The organism is Nostocoides veronense (assembly GCF_039531185.1).
In the GTDB taxonomy this organism is placed as follows: domain Bacteria; phylum Actinomycetota; class Actinomycetes; order Actinomycetales; family Dermatophilaceae; genus Nostocoides_A; species Nostocoides_A veronense.
The window spans coordinates 1-16,137 of record NZ_BAAAPO010000053.1 but is presented as its reverse complement, the minus strand read 5'-3'; the positions used below and the strand labels follow the sequence as shown (position 1 = coordinate 16,137).

Below are 16,137 nucleotides of genomic sequence, written 5' to 3'. Positions count from 1 at the left end.
GTGAACCATGGACCATGGACCATTTGTACGCATAGCCTTGCTGACGTCGGCATTCGCCTTTGTCGTTGCCTTGGTTTCTCCCGCCGCGCAGGCCAATTGGTCTGGGGCAAACGGTTTTACCGGGTGCGGGGGAGGCTCGCCTGTGAACAAGGCGGACGGCGGGACCCATTGGTTCCATTACATCGGCCTCGATCCTGCGGTGCAATCCTCCGTTAATTACGCACGGGTGTACAACCTAAACACTACTGATGCTGTGACGGCGTACGACTCGACCTTGGACTCGAGCACTGACGTGATTGTGCGCAACCAGGACTATGGAGGCTACTGCGGGTATGACTGGCACGGTCCTGGGCATCCGGGAATGATTGGCCTCGCGACCTGCGATTCCCTCGTGATTCTTTCCTGTGAACAGCACACCGTGCGCTTTGACCTCTCTTACTACGCAGGCGAGTACCGCGGATGAGCGCGGCCTGGCATGTCACGAGCTAGGTCATACACTTGGTCTCACTCATCGTGACAGCGAGTACGGGTGCATGAAATCGAATGCCCCGCAGCCTGCCTATTACACAGATCATGATCGGTCTCACCTAAACAACGCCTATCGCGAGGAGCCTGAAGGATGAGAAGCATGAGTGCGATTGCTGCGGGAGCATTGACCGCCATGGCTGGCTCGATGCTGATTTCTTGCTCCGGAGAAGCAGGGGATAGAGCCGATTCCAATGTGGTTCAAGAGTTGCAGCATCGCCGGGAGGCGGCCTCTCGGGTCGCACCCTATGACGAGGTCGAGGACCTACTGCCGAACCGGACCTACCAGATGGGGAGTGGGCCGATCTGGCAATACAGCACGGTCGTCGTCAAAGGCCGGTTCGGGTCCGCAACCGCGGGCAAGGCCTACTCCGCAGATGATTCACCGTCCGGAGTGGAAGTGCCCTTCGACGGCCCCGCAGAGTGGCGCACCTTCCATGTCTCGGTCACGCCGGATGAGGTGATTGCGGGTCGGCTTCCCGCGGGCAATCTGACGATGGGTCTGGCGCTCAGCGGGACGGCGGACGTCAAGAAGGTCGAGAAGGACCTGGCGTCCCTGGGTGAGGTGGTGCTTTTCCTTGGGCCATCCGACGTCTACGCCTATGCCGATGGCGTGCTCGGGTCGGTCGACTCGGGCGAACTCATCGGTCAGGTCGACTCGACGGGCAAAGTCACCTTCCCCGTGCTGAAGGACGGCGAGAAGGCGGGATTCGACGACGTGACGCTCGACAACCTCGCCGCAGCGGCCAAGGGGCCGAGGGTCGAGGTGCAACTCGACGCCTCCGGCGCGACGGTACTCTCCGAGAAAACCGTCTCGTAAGTCACGATGTCACCCGGCTCAGGTCGGCGTGACGGAATCGCCGACCAGGATCGATCCGGGGTTGTCCGGAATCAACTGCACCCCGAACCATGTTGCGCCGTCCCACTTTCGATAGCGCGCGAGCGTGCGGATGGGCTCTGCGCCACTCACCAAGGTCGCCGGGTCCAGCAGGGTCATGGCGCATCGGTCGATGCCCTTAACAACCCGGAAGGTGATCGCGCCGATGCGCACGCGGCGCCAGGTGTCTTCCGCGAAGGGGGCGACATCGCCCGTCACGACGAGATTGGGCCGGAAGCGATCCATCGGCAGCGCAGACTGCGCACCCTCGCCAATCCAGTCCCGAAGCTGCCTCAACGAGGACTCGCTGGCCAGCGTCACCGGATAGCCATCGGCAAAGGCCGTTGCTTCGCCCGCCTCGGCATATGCCGGGTTCAGGGGGCGTGGCTCAACCATCTGCACGAGGTCGACATCGCGCCGCTGAAGGACGGCCTGAAGCCAGTGCCGCACCTCCGGGCTCGCCGACCTGGCGCGCAAGGCACGGCCGAAGACGGTCACGCGGATGGCCTCGCTCCCCGAGACCGGCACGTCGATCGCTCCAAAGCCGGGCGCCGAGAGCCGCAAGGGCACCGGCAATCCAGGAGCCGTATGCGCAGTGTCCGCCACGATCGTGAAGAGCCGGCGGTCGGTGCGGGCCGTCACGCATTCGCCGTCACCATCGACCACCATCCACCGGCGATCTCCAACCAGTCCGAGGGCGTCGACGTCCGCTTCGCCCACGAGACGGATGGCGGTGCTTTTGACCGGGTGAATCCGGATGGAGGACAGCGAGGTCACGAGGGGGACGGACCCGACTCGCCTGGCCCTTCCCGGAGCACGAGCTCGTGCTCACCGATATCGCCGACCACATGCACCAGGTGCGCCTGGCCGTCGACGAGGTCGTATTCGCATCCGACGATCGCCAGCCGACCCGCGTCGACGGCGTCCCGGCAGATCGAGGAGCGCTCATACAGTAATTCGCAGGTCAGCTTGGCATGTTCGCGCTCGACGGCCTCCGGCGTGATCCTCCCGGCCTTGCCGACCGCGAAGACGCTGGGGGTGATGCGCTCGACGATGTCGCGGATATAGCCCGGTGGCATCTCGCCGCTTTGCGCCGAGGCAACCGCAGCGGCAACCGCCCCGCAGGAGTCGTGAGCCAGCACCACGATCAGCGGCGTGCCGAGTTTCAGCACCCCGAACTCGATGGATCCGAGGACGCTGAAGTCCACGACATGGCCGGCGGTGCGGACGACGAAAAGGTCGCCGAGTCCCTGGTCAAAGATGATCTCGGCCGCGACCCGGGAGTCGCCGCACCCGAAGAGGATCGCGAAGGGCGCCTGCTTGTTCGCCAGGCGGTGCCGCATGTCGACGTCCTGGTGCGGGTGCGCCCGGTCGTCGGCCATGAACCGGGCATTCCCGGCCATCAAGGTGCGCCACGCGGACTCGGGGGTTGTGGGGCGCGTGCCGGGCTGGGAACGATGGCGCTCGGACACGGTCATACCAACCCCGGGCGCTTGCCGATGGAGAAGGCGACCGGTTTGGTCACCGAGGCGAAGAAGTCCTCGCCCTTGTCGTCGACGACGATGAAGGCCGGGAAGTCCTCGACGTCGATCTTCCAGATCGCTTCCATCCCCAGTTCGGGATACTCCAAGACCTCGACCGACTTGATGCAGTCCTGCGCGAGCCGGGCCGCTGGGCCGCCGATCGAGCCGAGATAGAAACCGCCGTGGGTGCGGCACGCGTCGGTGACCTGCTGGCTGCGATTGCCCTTGGCCAGCATGACCATTGAGCCGCCCGCGGCCTGAAACTGATCGACATAGGAATCCATCCGGCCGGCCGTGGTCGGGCCGAAGGATCCGGACGCCATCCCCTCCGGAGTCTTTGCTGGACCGGCGTAGTAGACCGGGTGGTCCCGCAGGTATGTCGGCATCTCCTCGCCCGCGTCGAGGCGCTCCTTGATCTTTGCGTGCGCGATATCGCGGGCGACGACGAGCGGGCCGGTCAGCGAGAGCCGGGTCTTGACCGGGTGTTTGGTCAGCTCGGCGAGAATCTCCGGCATCGGGCGGTTGAGGTCGATCGCGACGACATCGGCGGCCGTGTCATCGGCGAGCGAGTCGTCGGTCTGCTCCGGGAGGTAGTGCGCAGGATCGGTCTCCAACTGCTCGATGAAGACGCCATCCTTGGTGATCTTGGCCAGGCACTGCCGGTCGGCCGAACACGAGACGGCGACGGCGATGGGCAGCGAGGCGCCATGCCGGGGGAGGCGGACAACGCGCACGTCATGGCAGAAGTACCTGCCGCCGAACTGGGCACCGATCCCGAACTGGCGCGTCAGCTCCAGCACCTGTGCCTCGACCGCGGTATCGCGGAAGGCGTGCGCGGTCATCGAGCCCTCGGTCGGCAGCGAGTCGAGGTACTTCGCGCTCGCGTATTTCGCTGTCTTCAAAGCGAATTCGGCGCTCGTGCCGCCGATGACGATGGCCAGGTGGTATGGCGGGCAGGCGGCGGTTCCGAGGGAGCGCAGCTTCTCGTCGAGGAAGGTCATCAGGCGTTCGGGGTTCAGGACCGCCTTGGTCTCTTGATAGAGGAAGGACTTGTTGGCCGAGCCACCGCCCTTGGCCATGAAGAGGAATTTGTAGGTCGTCTCGTGCCCGGGTGCCGTGTCGGCATACAACTCGATCTGCGCGGGCAGGTTCGAGCCGGTATTGCGCTCCTCCCACATCGTGATCGGCGCCATCTGCGAGTAGCGCAGGTTCAGCCGCGTGTAGGCGTCGAAGATGCCGTGCGAGAGGGCGGCCTCGTCCGGGCCGCTCGATAGCACGCGCTGACCCCGCTTGCCCATGACGATCGCGGTGCCGGTGTCCTGGCACATCGGCAGAACGCCGCCAGCGGAGATGTTCGCATTCTTCAGCAGGTCGAGTGCGACGAATTTGTCGTTATTGGAGGCCTCGGGATCGTCGAGGATCGAGCGCAATTGCGTCAGGTGCGCCGGCCGGAGATAGTGCGCGATGTCGTGCATTGCGGTGTCGGCCAGCAGCCGCAGCGCTTCGTCGCTGACGCGCAGGAAGTCGGTGCCGTCGGGTCCGGTGACGACCTCCACGCCCTCGGTCGTCAGCAGCCGGTAGGGGGTGGAGTCTTCCCCGGTCGGCAGCATGTCCTCATATGCGAAGTCGGGCATCTTTGCGCCACAACACCTTTCGAAGGTTGGGTCAGAGTTCGTCCAGGCTCGGGGCGTAGGCGCCAGCTCGGGAGACAGTCATGGCGCCGCATAGGGCGCCGCGTTCGATGGCCGGCTCGACGTCGGCGGGGCTCGCGGCATACAAGCGCTCGCGGGCCTCGGGGGAGCCGAGGAGGCCGAGGGTATGCAGTCCGGAGACGAGCCCGGCCATGAACGAGTCGCCCGCGCCGACGGTGTCCACGACGGTCGTCGGGGGAGCGGGCCGGGTCACGGGCTCGGCGCCCGCGATCTGGAAGGTGACGCCGTCCTCGGCGCGCGTGATGACGGCCAACGCCGGCCCGAGGTCGATCCAGTGCGCGAGCACCTGCTCCAGAGACAGGTCGGGGTACATGATCGCCACGTCATCACTGCTCGCCTTGACGACATCGCTGCGCCCGATGACGTCCTCGATGCGTGCCTTGGCCGCGTCGACATCGCCCATGATCGACGATCGGAAGTTGGGGTCATAGGAGACCGTCGCCTGCGCCCGGCCCCGATCGAGGGCGTCCAGGATCTCGGTGCCGCCTGGTTCGAGGACCGCCGCAATGGAGCCAGTGTGGATATGGCCGACGCTTTCGGGAAGTTCGATGTGCCCGGGATCCCAGAACAGATTGAAGACATATGACGCGGCGCCAGACTCGTCAATATTGGCTTGTGCCGTCGACGTTGGGTGATCGTCTGTGCCGTCAATGACGTGAACCCCCCTGTGGCGCAAGTGAGTTCGGATGCGCTCGCCGCGCGCGTCTTCGCCGAGGCAGGTGTTGAAGCGGACCGCATTGTCGAGCCGTGCCAGGCCGACCGCGACATTCGCCGGCGACCCGCCGACATGCTCGACCGGGCTCTCGGCATGGCGGGCGACGATATCGATGAGCGCCTCGCCGATGACCAGGAATTGCGCGTCCATATGGCTTCGGGCCCTTCGTCGGTCTCCACGGGATTGCTGTGATCCGACTCTATCGCCGGGCCCGGCGTCGCCGAGCGGGTGTCCGCGGCCTCCCGAGTTCGGTGATCCTGGCTGCCGTGGGCGACGATAGGGGCATGAGTGAGCAGGTCGACCAGCAGCCGGCCCCGCCGAGCCAGGCCAGTGCGTATGCCCGTGGCTCGGTGCTCAATATGGTCCGGTCCTTGCTCGTCATCGGCGCGATGATGGCCGGTCTGTTCTTCATCGTCGCGCGGACCAACTCCATGTCCGGGCCGGTCGTCGACATTCCCAAGGTCGGCAACCAGGTTGTCGCGCAACTGCATTGGCCCATCCAGGTGCCGGTCGGGCTGCCGGATGGCTGGCGTCCGAGCGCGGTTCGCTTCGTCCCGTCGACGGACAATCTCTCGACCTGGCATGTCGGATATACCTCGCCTGCTGGCCACTATGTGGCGGTCGAGCAGACCAAGGACGCCACGAAGGCCTGGATCACGCAGCAGACGAATCGCGCGCCCGTGACGGGCACGGTCAGCGCGGGCGGCCGGGAGTGGCAGAAGTACGTCCGAGACATCAAGACCCAGAACAGCTTGGTCGCCCCGGGACCGGGCGAATTGACGACGATCATCACCGGCGATGGCACCTTCGACGAGCTCGCGCTCTTCGCCGATCACCTGAAGCCCTTCACGCCGACGGCCTCCTGAGGGCCTACTCCTCGGCGGATTGCTCCGCCAGGGCGGCCTCGGCTTGGTCGAGCCAGGCCCGGCAATGCGCGGCGAGCGCTTCACCTCGGCGCCACTGGGTCATGCTGTCCTCCAGCCCGACCTGGCCGCCCTCGAGCCGCGCCACGACGTCGACGAGTTCGTCGCGCGCCTGCTCGTAGCTCAGGTCGGCGATCTCGGGGAACTCGGTCTCAGTGGCCATGGGCAGCAAGGATAGGTGGCCGCGCCGACACGCCTCAGGTCGCCGTGGCGCGGACCGGGAAGTCGCCGCGCGCCACCCGCACCCGCAACAGGTCATCGATCGCGACTTGGTCCTGGTCGGTGATGACCTCCCCATCGGGGGCGGTCACCAGCGCATAGCCGCGGTCCAATGTCGCCTGCGGCGACAGCAGCCGCGCCTGACGGCGCAGGTGCTCGACCCGGTCCTGGTCCCGGGCGACCAGGGACTCCATCCGCAGCTGCCCGCGGCGGCGCATGGTCGCGATCTCCATGCGTTGGGTCCGGATGTATGCCGTCCGGTCCGTCAACACCGGTCGGCTCGTCAGCTCGACGAGCCGTCGGCGCTCGCGCTGCAGTCGGTCGCCGATGGAGCGGCGCAGCCGCATGGACGTCAAATCCAGTTGAGATCGCAGCTCGGCCGCATCGGGCACGACGAGGCTCGCCGCGTGGGTGGGCGTCGAGGCCCGGACGTCGGCGACCAGGTCGAGGATCGGGGTGTCGATGTCGTGGCCGATCGCGCTGACGATCGGCGTGCGCGCGCCCGCCACGGCCCGCACCAGGCTTTCGTTGCTGAAGGCCAGCAGATCCTCGACCGACCCGCCGCCACGGGCGATGACGATCACCTCGACGTCGGCGAGGGCGTCGAGGTCGGCGAGGGCACGGCATACCTCCTCCACGGCGGCGCTGCCCTGGACGGGCACAGCTCGGATCTCGAACGGGATGCCCGGCCAGCGGCGACGAGCGTTCTCCACGACATCCCGCTCGGCGGCGCTCGCCCGACCGGTGATCAGGCCGATGGTGCGCGGCAGGAAGGGCAGGGGCTTCTTGCGATCGGGAGCGAACAGGCCCTCCGAGGCGAGCGTGCGCTTGAGGTACTCAAGCCGGGCGAGCAACTCACCGATCCCGACCGGACGGATCTGCCGGGCGTCGAGGGTCAAGCTGCCGCGCTTGTTCCAAAAGGCCGGCTTAGCCTGCACGACGACGCGCTGGCCCGAGGACAGCGGCCGCGGCATGGCATCGAGGGCATTGGTGGAGATCGCGACATTGAAGGACATGTCGACATCGACATCACGCAGCGTGAGGTAGGCCGTGCCTGCTCGCCGATCCAATTGGACGACCTGGCCCTCAACCCAGACCACCGACATCTTCTCGATGTACTCACCGATCTTCAGGCTGAGCAGGCGCAGCGGCCACGGATGCTCCGGGCTGGTGTCGGCCGCGCGCTCCGGCAGCGCGGCGGGGGTGCTGCTCACAACGCCTGAGGGTAGGGGAGCCGGGCGACAACCTACGATTGAGACATGACTTCCCCGCAGGACAGCACCACCGACCAGGCCGCAAAGCGCGTGCTCCTCGCCGCGCCGCGCGGCTATTGCGCCGGTGTCGACCGGGCCGTGGTGACGGTGGAGAAGGCGCTGGAGCTCTACGGGCCGCCGGTCTATGTGCGCAAGGAGATCGTCCACAACAAGCACGTCGTGACCACGCTCGAGAAGAGCGGCGCCATCTTCGTCGATGAGACCGACCAAGTGCCCGAAGGCGCAACCGTGGTCTTCTCGGCGCACGGCGTGGCCCCGGTCGTCCACGAGGAGGCGCGCGCGCTCAGCCTCAAGACCATCGACGCCACCTGCCCGCTGGTGACCAAGGTGCACCGCGAGGCCGTCCGTTTCGCCAATGACGACTACGACATCCTGCTCATCGGCCACGAGGGTCACGAGGAGGTCGTCGGAACCTCGGGTGAGGCGCCCGAGCACATCACCCTGGTCGATGGCCCGGATGATGTCGCCAATGTGACCGTCCGCGATCCCGACAAGGTCGTCTGGCTCTCACAGACCACGCTTTCGGTCGACGAGACCATGGAGACCGTGCGCCGCTTGCGCGAGCGTTTCCCGTCCTTGCAAGACCCGCCGAGTGACGACATTTGTTATGCAACCCAAAACCGCCAGCTTGCCGTGAAGCAGATGGCCGCAGAGTGCGATCTGATGATCGTCGTCGGGTCTCGCAACTCCTCCAATTCGGTGCGCTTGGTCGAGGTCGCTTTGGAGCATGGCGCGCGCGGTGGCCATCTTGTCGACTATGCCGACGAGATCGATGAGGCCTGGTTGGAGGGCGTCTCCACCGTTGGCGTCACCTCCGGCGCGTCGGTGCCCGAGGTGCTCGTGCGTGGCGTCCTGGAGTTCCTCGCCGAGCGCGGGTATGCCGATGTCCGCCCCGTCGTCGCCGCCGAGGAGTCGCTGACCTTCTCGCTGCCGAATGAGATCCGCCGCGACCTGAAGGCTGCCGGGATGTCAGACAAGATGACGCACGACGGCTCCTTCGCCTCGACCTCCTCGCTCCATTAAGGCGATCAGCCCGTTTGCGCTTGAACATCACCTCCCGTCGAGCCCCGCTTGTCGGAGACGTCGAAGAGCAGCTCGGCTCGGGCGTCCTGCTGGGTTGCGGCGTCGATCAACTCCAGCGCCGTCAAGGGCCTGGCGCCGGTGTCGATCGGGCTCAGGTCGGGCAGCTCGTCGGTGGCGAGGCCGAGTTGCTGCATCCGCCGGGCGGTCACCAGCACGCGTGACTCCAAGGCGCCCACCATGGCGTTGTAGGCCTCGACCGAACTGGTGAGGCTGCGTCCCAGCTTGGAGGTATGCCCGCCCAGGGTTGCGAGACGGCGGTAGAGCTCCGAACCCACCTCCAGCAGTTCACTGGCCGAGGTGGCGACGGAGTCCTGCTGCCAGGTGAAAGCCACGGTCCGCAAGAGCGCGAGCAGCGAGGCCGGCCCGACGAGCGCAACCCGGCGCCCGAGCGCGTGCTCGTGCAGGCTGGGTTGTGCGGCGAGGGCAGCGGCGAGCATGGCGTCGCTCGGCACGAAGCAGACGACGAATTCAGGACTCGCGCTGAAAGCAGACCAATAGTCCTTCGCCGCGAGAACCTCCACATGTCGCCGCAATCCGGCCGCGTGCTGGCTCAAGAGCGCACCGCGCTCATCGTCGCCGATGTCCTCGGCCTGCGCATCGAGGAAGGCCGTCATGGGCGCCTTGGCGTCGATGACAATGACCTTTTCACCCGGCAGGCGCACGACAACATCGGGCCGCACTCCATGCCCGTGGCGGGAGATGGCGCTGACCTGCTCGTCGAGATCACAGCGCGGCAACATCCCAGACACCTCCAGAACCCGCCGCAATTGCACCTCCCCCCACGCTCCGCGCACTGTGCTCGATCGCAAGGAGCCCGCGAGCGAGGCCGTTGCTCGCCCGAGATCCTGCGTCTCGCCTTCCACCCTCGCGAGAACCGCGCGCAATGACCCGAACTGCTCCACGCGGTCCCGCTCCAAGGTCCCGACCTGTCGCTCCACTCGACCCAGGGTGTCGCGCAGCGGCAACAACAAGGCCGCGGTCTCGGAGTCCTCGCTCAGCGAGGCTTCCAAGTCGACCACGCGGGCGCGCAGCAGGTCACGCTCGGTGAGCACGGCGGCCGAGCGGGCGGCATACCTCGCCCACACTAAGGCCCCTGCGAGCAGCGCGCCGATCACCAGCCCCACCAGAGCAGCTATCCATCCGTCCATGAGCGAAACCCTCCCACCGCCCACCGACAACCCCTCGGCGTTGGGCGAACGCGCTGGCCAGGAGGCCTGTCACCGGCCACAGGTAGCCTCTGGGCATGCCCGAGTCGATCGAGGATTTCCACGCCCGAGCACTCGCCGCGCAAGAGGCCGCTGGCGGGCACCTGCCGCTGCCCGAGGACGGCTACACGACCTGGGCGGCCTTCCCGTTCGACGGCGACCTCACGGTCAAGGCTCTCGCGCCGCTGGCCGATGAGGAGGCCGCTCGCGAGGGCGACAATCCGGCCGAATGTCATTGCGCGCCAAGCACTCCCGCGAGTCCGGACTGGCCGGTCCGGTGGCGCGATGAGCATTGGCTCGTCAAGCAGGCCCCGCCGTCCGGCTCGCCCGCGATCTTCGTCCTCGAGCCCCTCGAGCATCTGGATATGCACGAGTTGTCGCGCGATCGCGCTGCTGAATATGGCGTGCTGAGCGTGGCGCTTGTCCAAGCGATCGAAGCCCTCCCAAGTGTCGGACGCTGCCACATCGGACGGTGGGGTGACGGGGGAGCGCACGGGCACGTCTGGTTCATCGCCCGGCCCACCCGGATGCCCCAGTTGCGGGGCACCTTCAACACCCTGTGGGATGACCTGCTCCCGCCGATCCCGCAGGACGTCTGGCGCGAGCACGCCGGTGCGGTCATCGCGCACCTTGTGGCTACGGTCGGCGGGGAGGGGGTGGATGACTGACCCAATCGACCAGGAGGCGGCATACCGCAGCTTCATCGCCCGACTCAACGAGCGCCTGCCCACAAAGCGCGTCATCGCCCAGGGCACGCTGTGCAACGAACGCGGCGAAGTCCTGCTCTGCGAACTGACCTACAAGCGCGAGTGGGACTTGCCCGGTGGTGTGGTCGACAAATTTGAATCGCCCGCCGCCTGCCTGGCCCGCGAGGTCGCCGAGGAACTCGGCACCGCAGTGCAGGTCGGCGAGCTGCTGACGACGACCTGGCTGCCGCCTTACCGCGGCTGGGATGACGCGGTGCTCTTCCTCTTTGACCTCGGGCGTGTCCCGTCCGCGTGGGTGGAGGGGCTGATTCTGCAGGTCCGCGAGATCGTGGCCGTGCACTGGGTGGCCGTTGAGGACCTCGACAACCACGTCGCCCCGTATGCCGCCCGCCTCCTCCGCGCCGCCCTCACGCCCGCGCCGCGCGCCTATCTGGAGGACGGCCTGCCGCCCGTCAGCGCGGACGACTAGCGTTGGGTGTGACCGCCCGACTACTCGACGGAGAGTCCACCCCGTGACCCTGATCCACCTGCGCAGCGAGACCACCTCCTTCGTCGCGGCCAGCGATGGTGATGCGCTGCCGGTTGTCCTCCACTGGGGTCCGCGCCTGCCCGACGGCCTCTCCGAGGCGGAGTTGGTCGCGGCGACCACGCCCGTCGTGCCGCACTCCCACCCCGACGTTCCGCTCGTGCGTCGCCTGCTGCCGATGCCGGTCGACGGCTGGCGGATGCGTCCGGCCCTGATCGGCTCGGCCCCCGATGGCACGCGCTTTGCGCCGCGCTTCACGGCCGCTTCGGTGACCGCGGACGAGTCCTCCCTCGTCGTCGATGCGGTCGACGAGCAGACGGAGTTGCAGATCGAGGTCACCTACCGCCTCCACCCGGACGGCCTGCTCGAGATGGCCGCCGACGTCCGCAATCTCGGCGCGGGCGACTTCCGGATCGATGCGTGCGAGCTCAGCGTGCCGCTGCCCATGGACGCCATCGAGGTGCTCGACCTCAGCGGCCGATGGTGCCGCGAGCGCTCGCCGCAGCGCCTGACCGTGCCGATGGGTGCCTGGATGCGCGAGGGCCGCACGGGCCGGACGGAGCACAGTGGCCCGTTGGCGCTGTGCGTCGGCGATCCCGGATTCGGGTTCCGTCATGGCCGGGTCTGGGCCGTGCACCACGCCTGGTCCGGCGACTCCCGGGTGTATGCCGAGCGCAACCCCGAGGGCAAGGCACAGCTAGGTGCCGGGGAGTTGATCGGGCCGTCGGAGGTGGTCCTCGGCGAAGGCGAGGTCTACCGCGCACCAACGGGTTTCGCGGCATACAGCGACCGCGGTCTGGACGGGATCAGCGCGGCCTTCCACGGGTATGTCCGCTCGCGCCCCTCCCACCCGTCCACCCCCCGGCCGGTGCTCCTCAACACCTGGGAGGCGGTCTATTTCGACCATCGACTCGATGTGCTCACCGATCTCGCCGACAAGGCAGCGGCCGCTGGGATGGAGCGTTTCGTCCTCGACGACGGCTGGTTCGGCTCCCGTCGCCACGATGGCCAGGGACTCGGCGACTGGGTCGTCTCGGATGAGATGTGGCCGGACGGACTCAACCCGATCATCGACCATGTGCGTTCTCTCGGAATGGAATTCGGCATCTGGGTCGAGCCGGAGATGGCCAACCCCAAGTCCGATCTGCTGCGCGAACACCCGGACTGGATGCTGCGCGTCCCGGGCCGCGACCCGGTGCTCGCCCGCCGCCAGCAGGTCATCGACCTGGCCAATCCGGAGTGCTTCGCCCACATCCTCGAGCGGATGGACGCGCTGCTGCGCGACCACGACATCGCCTTCGTCAAGTGGGACCACAACCGCAGCCTCGTCGACGTTGCGCACGACGGTCACCCGGCTATTCGTGCCGTGACGCTCGCCGTCTACGAACTCATGGACGAGTTGCGTCGCCGCCACCCCGGTGTCGACATCGAAACCTGCGCCTCCGGCGGCGGCCGCGTCGACCTCGGCATTCTGGAGCGCACCGATCGCCTCTGGGCATCCGACACCATCGACGCGATGGAGCGCCAGCACATCAACCTCTGGACTTCGCTTGTCGTCCCGCCGGAGCTGATCGGTTCGCATATCGGGGGCCCGCACTCGCATACGACCGGCCGGCACAAGTCGTTCGCGCTCCGCGCCGCGAGCGCGGTCTTCTGGCACATGGGCGTGGAGTGGAATGTCGCCACGCTCAACGACCAGGAACTCACCATGCTGCGCACGGCGATCGATTGGCACAAGGCGCACCGCGAGCTGCTGCACACCGGCGAGGTCGTCCGCGTCGACACACCCACCCGCAATGCCGTGGTGCACGGAGTCGTCGCCAAGGACGGCTCGGAGGCGGTCTTCTCGATGGCCCAGCTCGACACCGAGGTCGTCGAGGTCTCCGGCTGCCTGCGGCTGGCGGGCCTCGACCCGGAGGCGACTTACGCCGTGAGCCCGGTCAACCTCGGCGAGATTCCGAGCTGTCAGCAGATGAACTTCCCCGACTGGTTCGATGCCCCCGGCACCCAGATCAGCGGCGCGGTTCTGATGTCAGTGGGCTTGTCGATGCCGAATCTGCATCCCGAGCAGGCCTTGTTGGTGCATCTGCAGCGCGTATGAGGGGTGCCCGCCAGGCCACTAAACTTCTGTCCTCGTGGCTCTCACCATCGGAATCGTCGGACTGCCCAATGTCGGCAAGTCCACCCTCTTCAACGCCCTAACCAAGAACAATGTGCTCGCCGCGAACTACCCGTTCGCGACCATCGAGCCCAATGTCGGGGTGGTTCCCCTGCCGGACTCGCGGCTGACCCGCCTCGCGGAGATCTTCGGCAGCGAGCGCATCCTGCCGGCGACGGTCTCCTTCGTCGACATTGCGGGCATCGTCAAGGGCGCGTCCGAGGGGGAGGGGCTGGGCAACAAGTTCCTCGCCAATATCCGCGAGGCCGACGCGATCTGCCAGGTCGTGCGGGCCTTTGCCGATGACGATGTCGTGCACGTCGACGGCAAGGTCTCGCCCAAGGACGACATCGAGGTTATCGAGACCGAGCTGATCCTCGCCGACCTGCAGACCCTGGAGAAGGCCGTCCCGCGCCTCGACAAGGAGGTCAAGGGCAAGAAGGCCGACAAGGCGGTCCTCGACACGGCCCTCGCGGCCCAGAAGGTCCTCGAGGAGGGGAGCACGTTGTATGCCGCGGGCGCCGCCGCCGGTGTCGACCCCGACCTCGCCCGCTCGCTCGGGCTGCTGACGACTAAGCCCTTCATCTATGTCTTCAACCTGGATGAAGATCAGCTTGCGGATGCCGGATTGCAGGCGTCCCTGCGGGAACTCGTCGCGCCCGCCGACGCAGTCTTCCTCAACGCGAAGTTGGAGATGGACCTGATGGAGATGTCCGAGGACGAGGCGTTGGAGTTGTTGCAGAGCTTCGGCGCCGAGGAGTCCGGTCTGAATCAGTTGGCCCGCACCGGCTTTCACACGCTTGGCCTGCAGACCTATCTCACCGCCGGCCCCAAGGAATCACGCGCCTGGACCATCCGCCAGGGCTGGACGGCCCCGCAGGCGGCGGGCGTTATCCACACCGACTTCCAAAAGGGCTTCATCAAGGCCGAGGTGGTCTCCTTCGCCGACCTGGACACCTTGGGCTCGATGGCCTCCGTCAAGTCAGCCGGCAAGGCCCGCCTGGAAGGCAAGGACTACGTCATGCAAGACGGCGACGTCGTCGAGTTCCGCTTTCAACAGGCATCAGGCGGCAAGGCGGCAGCCAAATGAGCGGGGGTGACGAGCGGTCAACCTCGTCCCCCAGCGTCGATGCGGTCTACGCCGCTGTGGCCGCTCGCCGCACAGCCTTTGACGGCTTGCTATGGCAGGCTCCGGTTCTAAGCCTGACGGCACAAGCATTCCTCCTCACTATCGCGCTTGGCGGTGGTGCTTCGCGCTTCGCTCGGATCGTGGCGTCCCTATTGAGCGTGATCGTGTCGGTACTAACCGTGCAGTTGCTCACTCGTCACCGGCAGGCAGAGATCACAGACGCCCACTGGCTCAGCGACATGGAAGGCGGTTTGCCGGAAGGCTTCAGGGCACACGGACCCACTTGGGCGGAACGGCGAAATCAAACGCCTGCCTATGCGGGACCGTTCGAGCCGTTTCGGCGGCTGCCCGGCTTCTTCACGTGGGCGGTCGGCCTGTCGTTGTTCGGCGTCGCCGCCGTCGTCACACTGATCGTTGCGGTCGTCAAGCCCGAGGCATTCGCAGGCTGAGTTTCGCCCCCTACAGCGCCCTGACGCGCCGGTCGATGAGGGCTAGGAAGTCCTCGACGGGTGTGACAGGTAGTGAGGTCGGCGGCGTCCATCTGCCGGGTGACCGGCTCGCCGCTGGCCCGGAGGGCGGCGGCTTCGTCGCGGAGGGTGGCGGCGGGAGTCTGGCTCCGACGAACGGGGTGATGGCGTCGCGGGTGTTCTGGACGACGGCCCGGACGGCAGCGAGGGGGGCGATCCGCGAGGCAATCGCGGCAGCGCCACCCCCGGACGCCGGAGTGCTCGCTGCCGTATCCGCCGTCGTCAACGGAGCTTCCGCCATCGTCGGGCGGGTCCGCGCATGGTGGGACGCCGCCAGGAGCAGGTGCTTGCTGACCTCTGGCGGGCTAAGGGCCGGGCGTACTCGTGCGCCCAAGGCGAGGACGCCAACCTCCACGAGGACCCCGACGACCCAAGCCGCCGCCTGATTCGGCAGGTGCTCGGTGCGGTGAGCGAGTACGAGCGGGCCATGGTGCGGCTCCGGCTCCGCAACGGTCGGCGGCGCAAGGCCGAGCGAGGCGGCTACGCCTACGGGTCGCCCCCGCTGGGGAAGCGCACCGAGGGCGCGGCACTCGTGGACGACCCCGAGGAAGCCGCCACCGTGGCGCGCATTCACGCCTTGCACGGCCAGCGCATGAGCCTCCGGCAGATCGCGGACACGCTGACCGCCGAAGGCAGGCCGACCAAGCGCGGCGGGCGGTGGCGCCCCCTAACCGTGTCACGCGTCGTGCAGCGGAACTGAGAGCCCCGAACATGAGCCGGGGTAGGCATTCACCTACCCCGGCTCGTTCGTTCCGCAGCGGACCTCGACGGGAAGCCTCGGAGGCCTCGCAGCGCTTCAGAGGGCAATAGCGTCGCTACTGTGTCAGTGTGGCCTCTTAGCGTTTGGACATGAGGAGTCGTCGTGACCTTTCCGCCGCTGGCGGCAAACGGGGTGCTGCCGCCCGGGCGGTTCGTGTGCACTCCCTCCGACGTCGAAGCCTCCTTTGTGGCAGGGCTGGACCCCGTGAGCAATTGTCAAGAGTTGTGGATGGGTGTGTCATGACGCGCGTTGATCTCCTCCTTCGTGGTGGTCG

17 protein-coding genes are annotated in these 16,137 nt (G+C 67.1%); 10 read left to right on the top strand and 7 right to left on the bottom strand.

Annotated features, from left to right (window positions below; translation table 11 throughout):
• Positions 1-142 precede the first annotated feature (142 nt).
• Together ABD225_RS16530 and ABD225_RS16525 are read left to right on the top strand one after the other, a co-directional pair.
• Positions 143-463, top strand: a complete 321-nt coding sequence (locus tag ABD225_RS16530) for a hypothetical protein (protein WP_344088074.1) — start codon at positions 143-145, stop codon at positions 461-463.
• 165 nt (positions 464-628) lie between these two features.
• A complete protein-coding gene (locus ABD225_RS16525; RefSeq protein ID WP_344088071.1) occupies positions 629-1,345 on the top strand; it encodes a hypothetical protein in 717 nt (238 codons plus the stop codon).
• A gap of 18 nt (positions 1,346-1,363) precedes the next feature.
• Here ABD225_RS16525 and ABD225_RS16520 read toward each other — a convergent pair whose 3' ends face one another.
• From ABD225_RS16520 to ABD225_RS16505, 4 genes are read right to left on the bottom strand one after another with little or no spacing between them, the layout of a single operon-like run.
• A complete protein-coding gene (locus ABD225_RS16520) occupies positions 1,364-2,179 on the bottom strand; it encodes an MOSC domain-containing protein (RefSeq protein WP_344088068.1) in 816 nt (271 codons plus the stop codon).
• Complete coding sequence (locus ABD225_RS16515) at positions 2,176-2,874, bottom strand: carbonic anhydrase (RefSeq protein ID WP_425564475.1); 699 nt, start codon at positions 2,872-2,874, stop codon at positions 2,176-2,178. Before ABD225_RS16515 ends, ABD225_RS16520 begins: the two co-directional genes overlap by 4 nt.
• Before the next feature lie 2 nt (positions 2,875-2,876).
• Positions 2,877-4,559, bottom strand: coding sequence for a fumarate hydratase (locus tag ABD225_RS16510; RefSeq protein WP_344088062.1), 1,683 nt, complete (start codon positions 4,557-4,559; stop codon positions 2,877-2,879).
• Between the two features lie 31 nt (positions 4,560-4,590).
• The gene (locus ABD225_RS16505; protein ID WP_344088058.1) at positions 4,591-5,502 is read right to left on the bottom strand and encodes a carbohydrate kinase family protein; all 912 of its coding nucleotides are present in this window, start codon (positions 5,500-5,502) and stop codon (positions 4,591-4,593) included.
• A 134-nt stretch (positions 5,503-5,636) separates the two neighbouring features.
• On the opposite strand from ABD225_RS16505, the gene ABD225_RS16500 reads away from it, so the two are divergent.
• Positions 5,637-6,218, top strand: a complete 582-nt coding sequence (locus ABD225_RS16500) for a DUF4245 domain-containing protein (RefSeq protein WP_344088055.1) — start codon at positions 5,637-5,639, stop codon at positions 6,216-6,218.
• A gap of 4 nt (positions 6,219-6,222) precedes the next feature.
• Here the strand turns inward: ABD225_RS16500 and ABD225_RS16495 are convergent, their stop codons facing one another.
• Complete coding sequence (locus tag ABD225_RS16495; RefSeq protein ID WP_344088052.1) at positions 6,223-6,438, bottom strand: exodeoxyribonuclease VII small subunit; 216 nt, start codon at positions 6,436-6,438, stop codon at positions 6,223-6,225.
• A 34-nt stretch (positions 6,439-6,472) separates the two neighbouring features.
• Positions 6,473-7,708: an exodeoxyribonuclease VII large subunit gene (gene xseA / locus ABD225_RS16490; RefSeq protein ID WP_344088049.1), complete on the bottom strand. Its 1,236-nt coding sequence runs from the start codon at positions 7,706-7,708 to the stop codon at positions 6,473-6,475.
• Between the two features lie 45 nt (positions 7,709-7,753).
• On the opposite strand from xseA, the gene ABD225_RS16485 reads away from it, so the two are divergent.
• The gene (locus ABD225_RS16485; protein WP_344088046.1) at positions 7,754-8,791 is read left to right on the top strand and encodes a 4-hydroxy-3-methylbut-2-enyl diphosphate reductase; all 1,038 of its coding nucleotides are present in this window, start codon (positions 7,754-7,756) and stop codon (positions 8,789-8,791) included.
• Between the two features lie 5 nt (positions 8,792-8,796).
• Here ABD225_RS16485 and ABD225_RS16480 read toward each other — a convergent pair whose 3' ends face one another.
• Positions 8,797-9,999 carry a DNA recombination protein RmuC gene (locus tag ABD225_RS16480; protein WP_344088043.1) on the bottom strand — a complete coding sequence of 401 codons (1,203 nt, stop codon included), beginning with the start codon at positions 9,997-9,999 and terminating at the stop codon, positions 8,797-8,799.
• A gap of 95 nt (positions 10,000-10,094) precedes the next feature.
• On the opposite strand from ABD225_RS16480, the gene ABD225_RS16475 reads away from it, so the two are divergent.
• From ABD225_RS16475 to ABD225_RS16450, 6 genes are all read left to right on the top strand, one after another.
• Complete coding sequence (locus ABD225_RS16475; RefSeq protein WP_344088040.1) at positions 10,095-10,724, top strand: hypothetical protein; 630 nt, start codon at positions 10,095-10,097, stop codon at positions 10,722-10,724.
• Positions 10,717-11,232, top strand: coding sequence for an NUDIX domain-containing protein (locus ABD225_RS16470; protein WP_344088037.1), 516 nt, complete (start codon positions 10,717-10,719; stop codon positions 11,230-11,232). Before ABD225_RS16475 ends, ABD225_RS16470 begins: the two co-directional genes overlap by 8 nt.
• A 43-nt stretch (positions 11,233-11,275) precedes the next feature.
• The gene (locus ABD225_RS16465; RefSeq protein ID WP_344088035.1) at positions 11,276-13,390 is read left to right on the top strand and encodes an alpha-galactosidase; all 2,115 of its coding nucleotides are present in this window, start codon (positions 11,276-11,278) and stop codon (positions 13,388-13,390) included.
• A 34-nt stretch (positions 13,391-13,424) separates the two neighbouring features.
• Complete coding sequence (gene ychF, locus ABD225_RS16460) at positions 13,425-14,537, top strand: redox-regulated ATPase YchF (RefSeq protein WP_344088033.1); 1,113 nt, start codon at positions 13,425-13,427, stop codon at positions 14,535-14,537.
• Positions 14,534-15,025 (top strand): hypothetical protein, encoded by a 492-nt coding sequence (locus ABD225_RS16455; protein ID WP_344088030.1) that lies wholly within the window; start codon positions 14,534-14,536, stop codon positions 15,023-15,025. Before ychF ends, ABD225_RS16455 begins: the two co-directional genes overlap by 4 nt.
• A gap of 337 nt (positions 15,026-15,362) precedes the next feature.
• Complete coding sequence (locus ABD225_RS16450) at positions 15,363-15,803, top strand: recombinase family protein (RefSeq protein ID WP_344088027.1); 441 nt, start codon at positions 15,363-15,365, stop codon at positions 15,801-15,803.
• Positions 15,804-16,137: the final 334 nt, after the last annotated feature.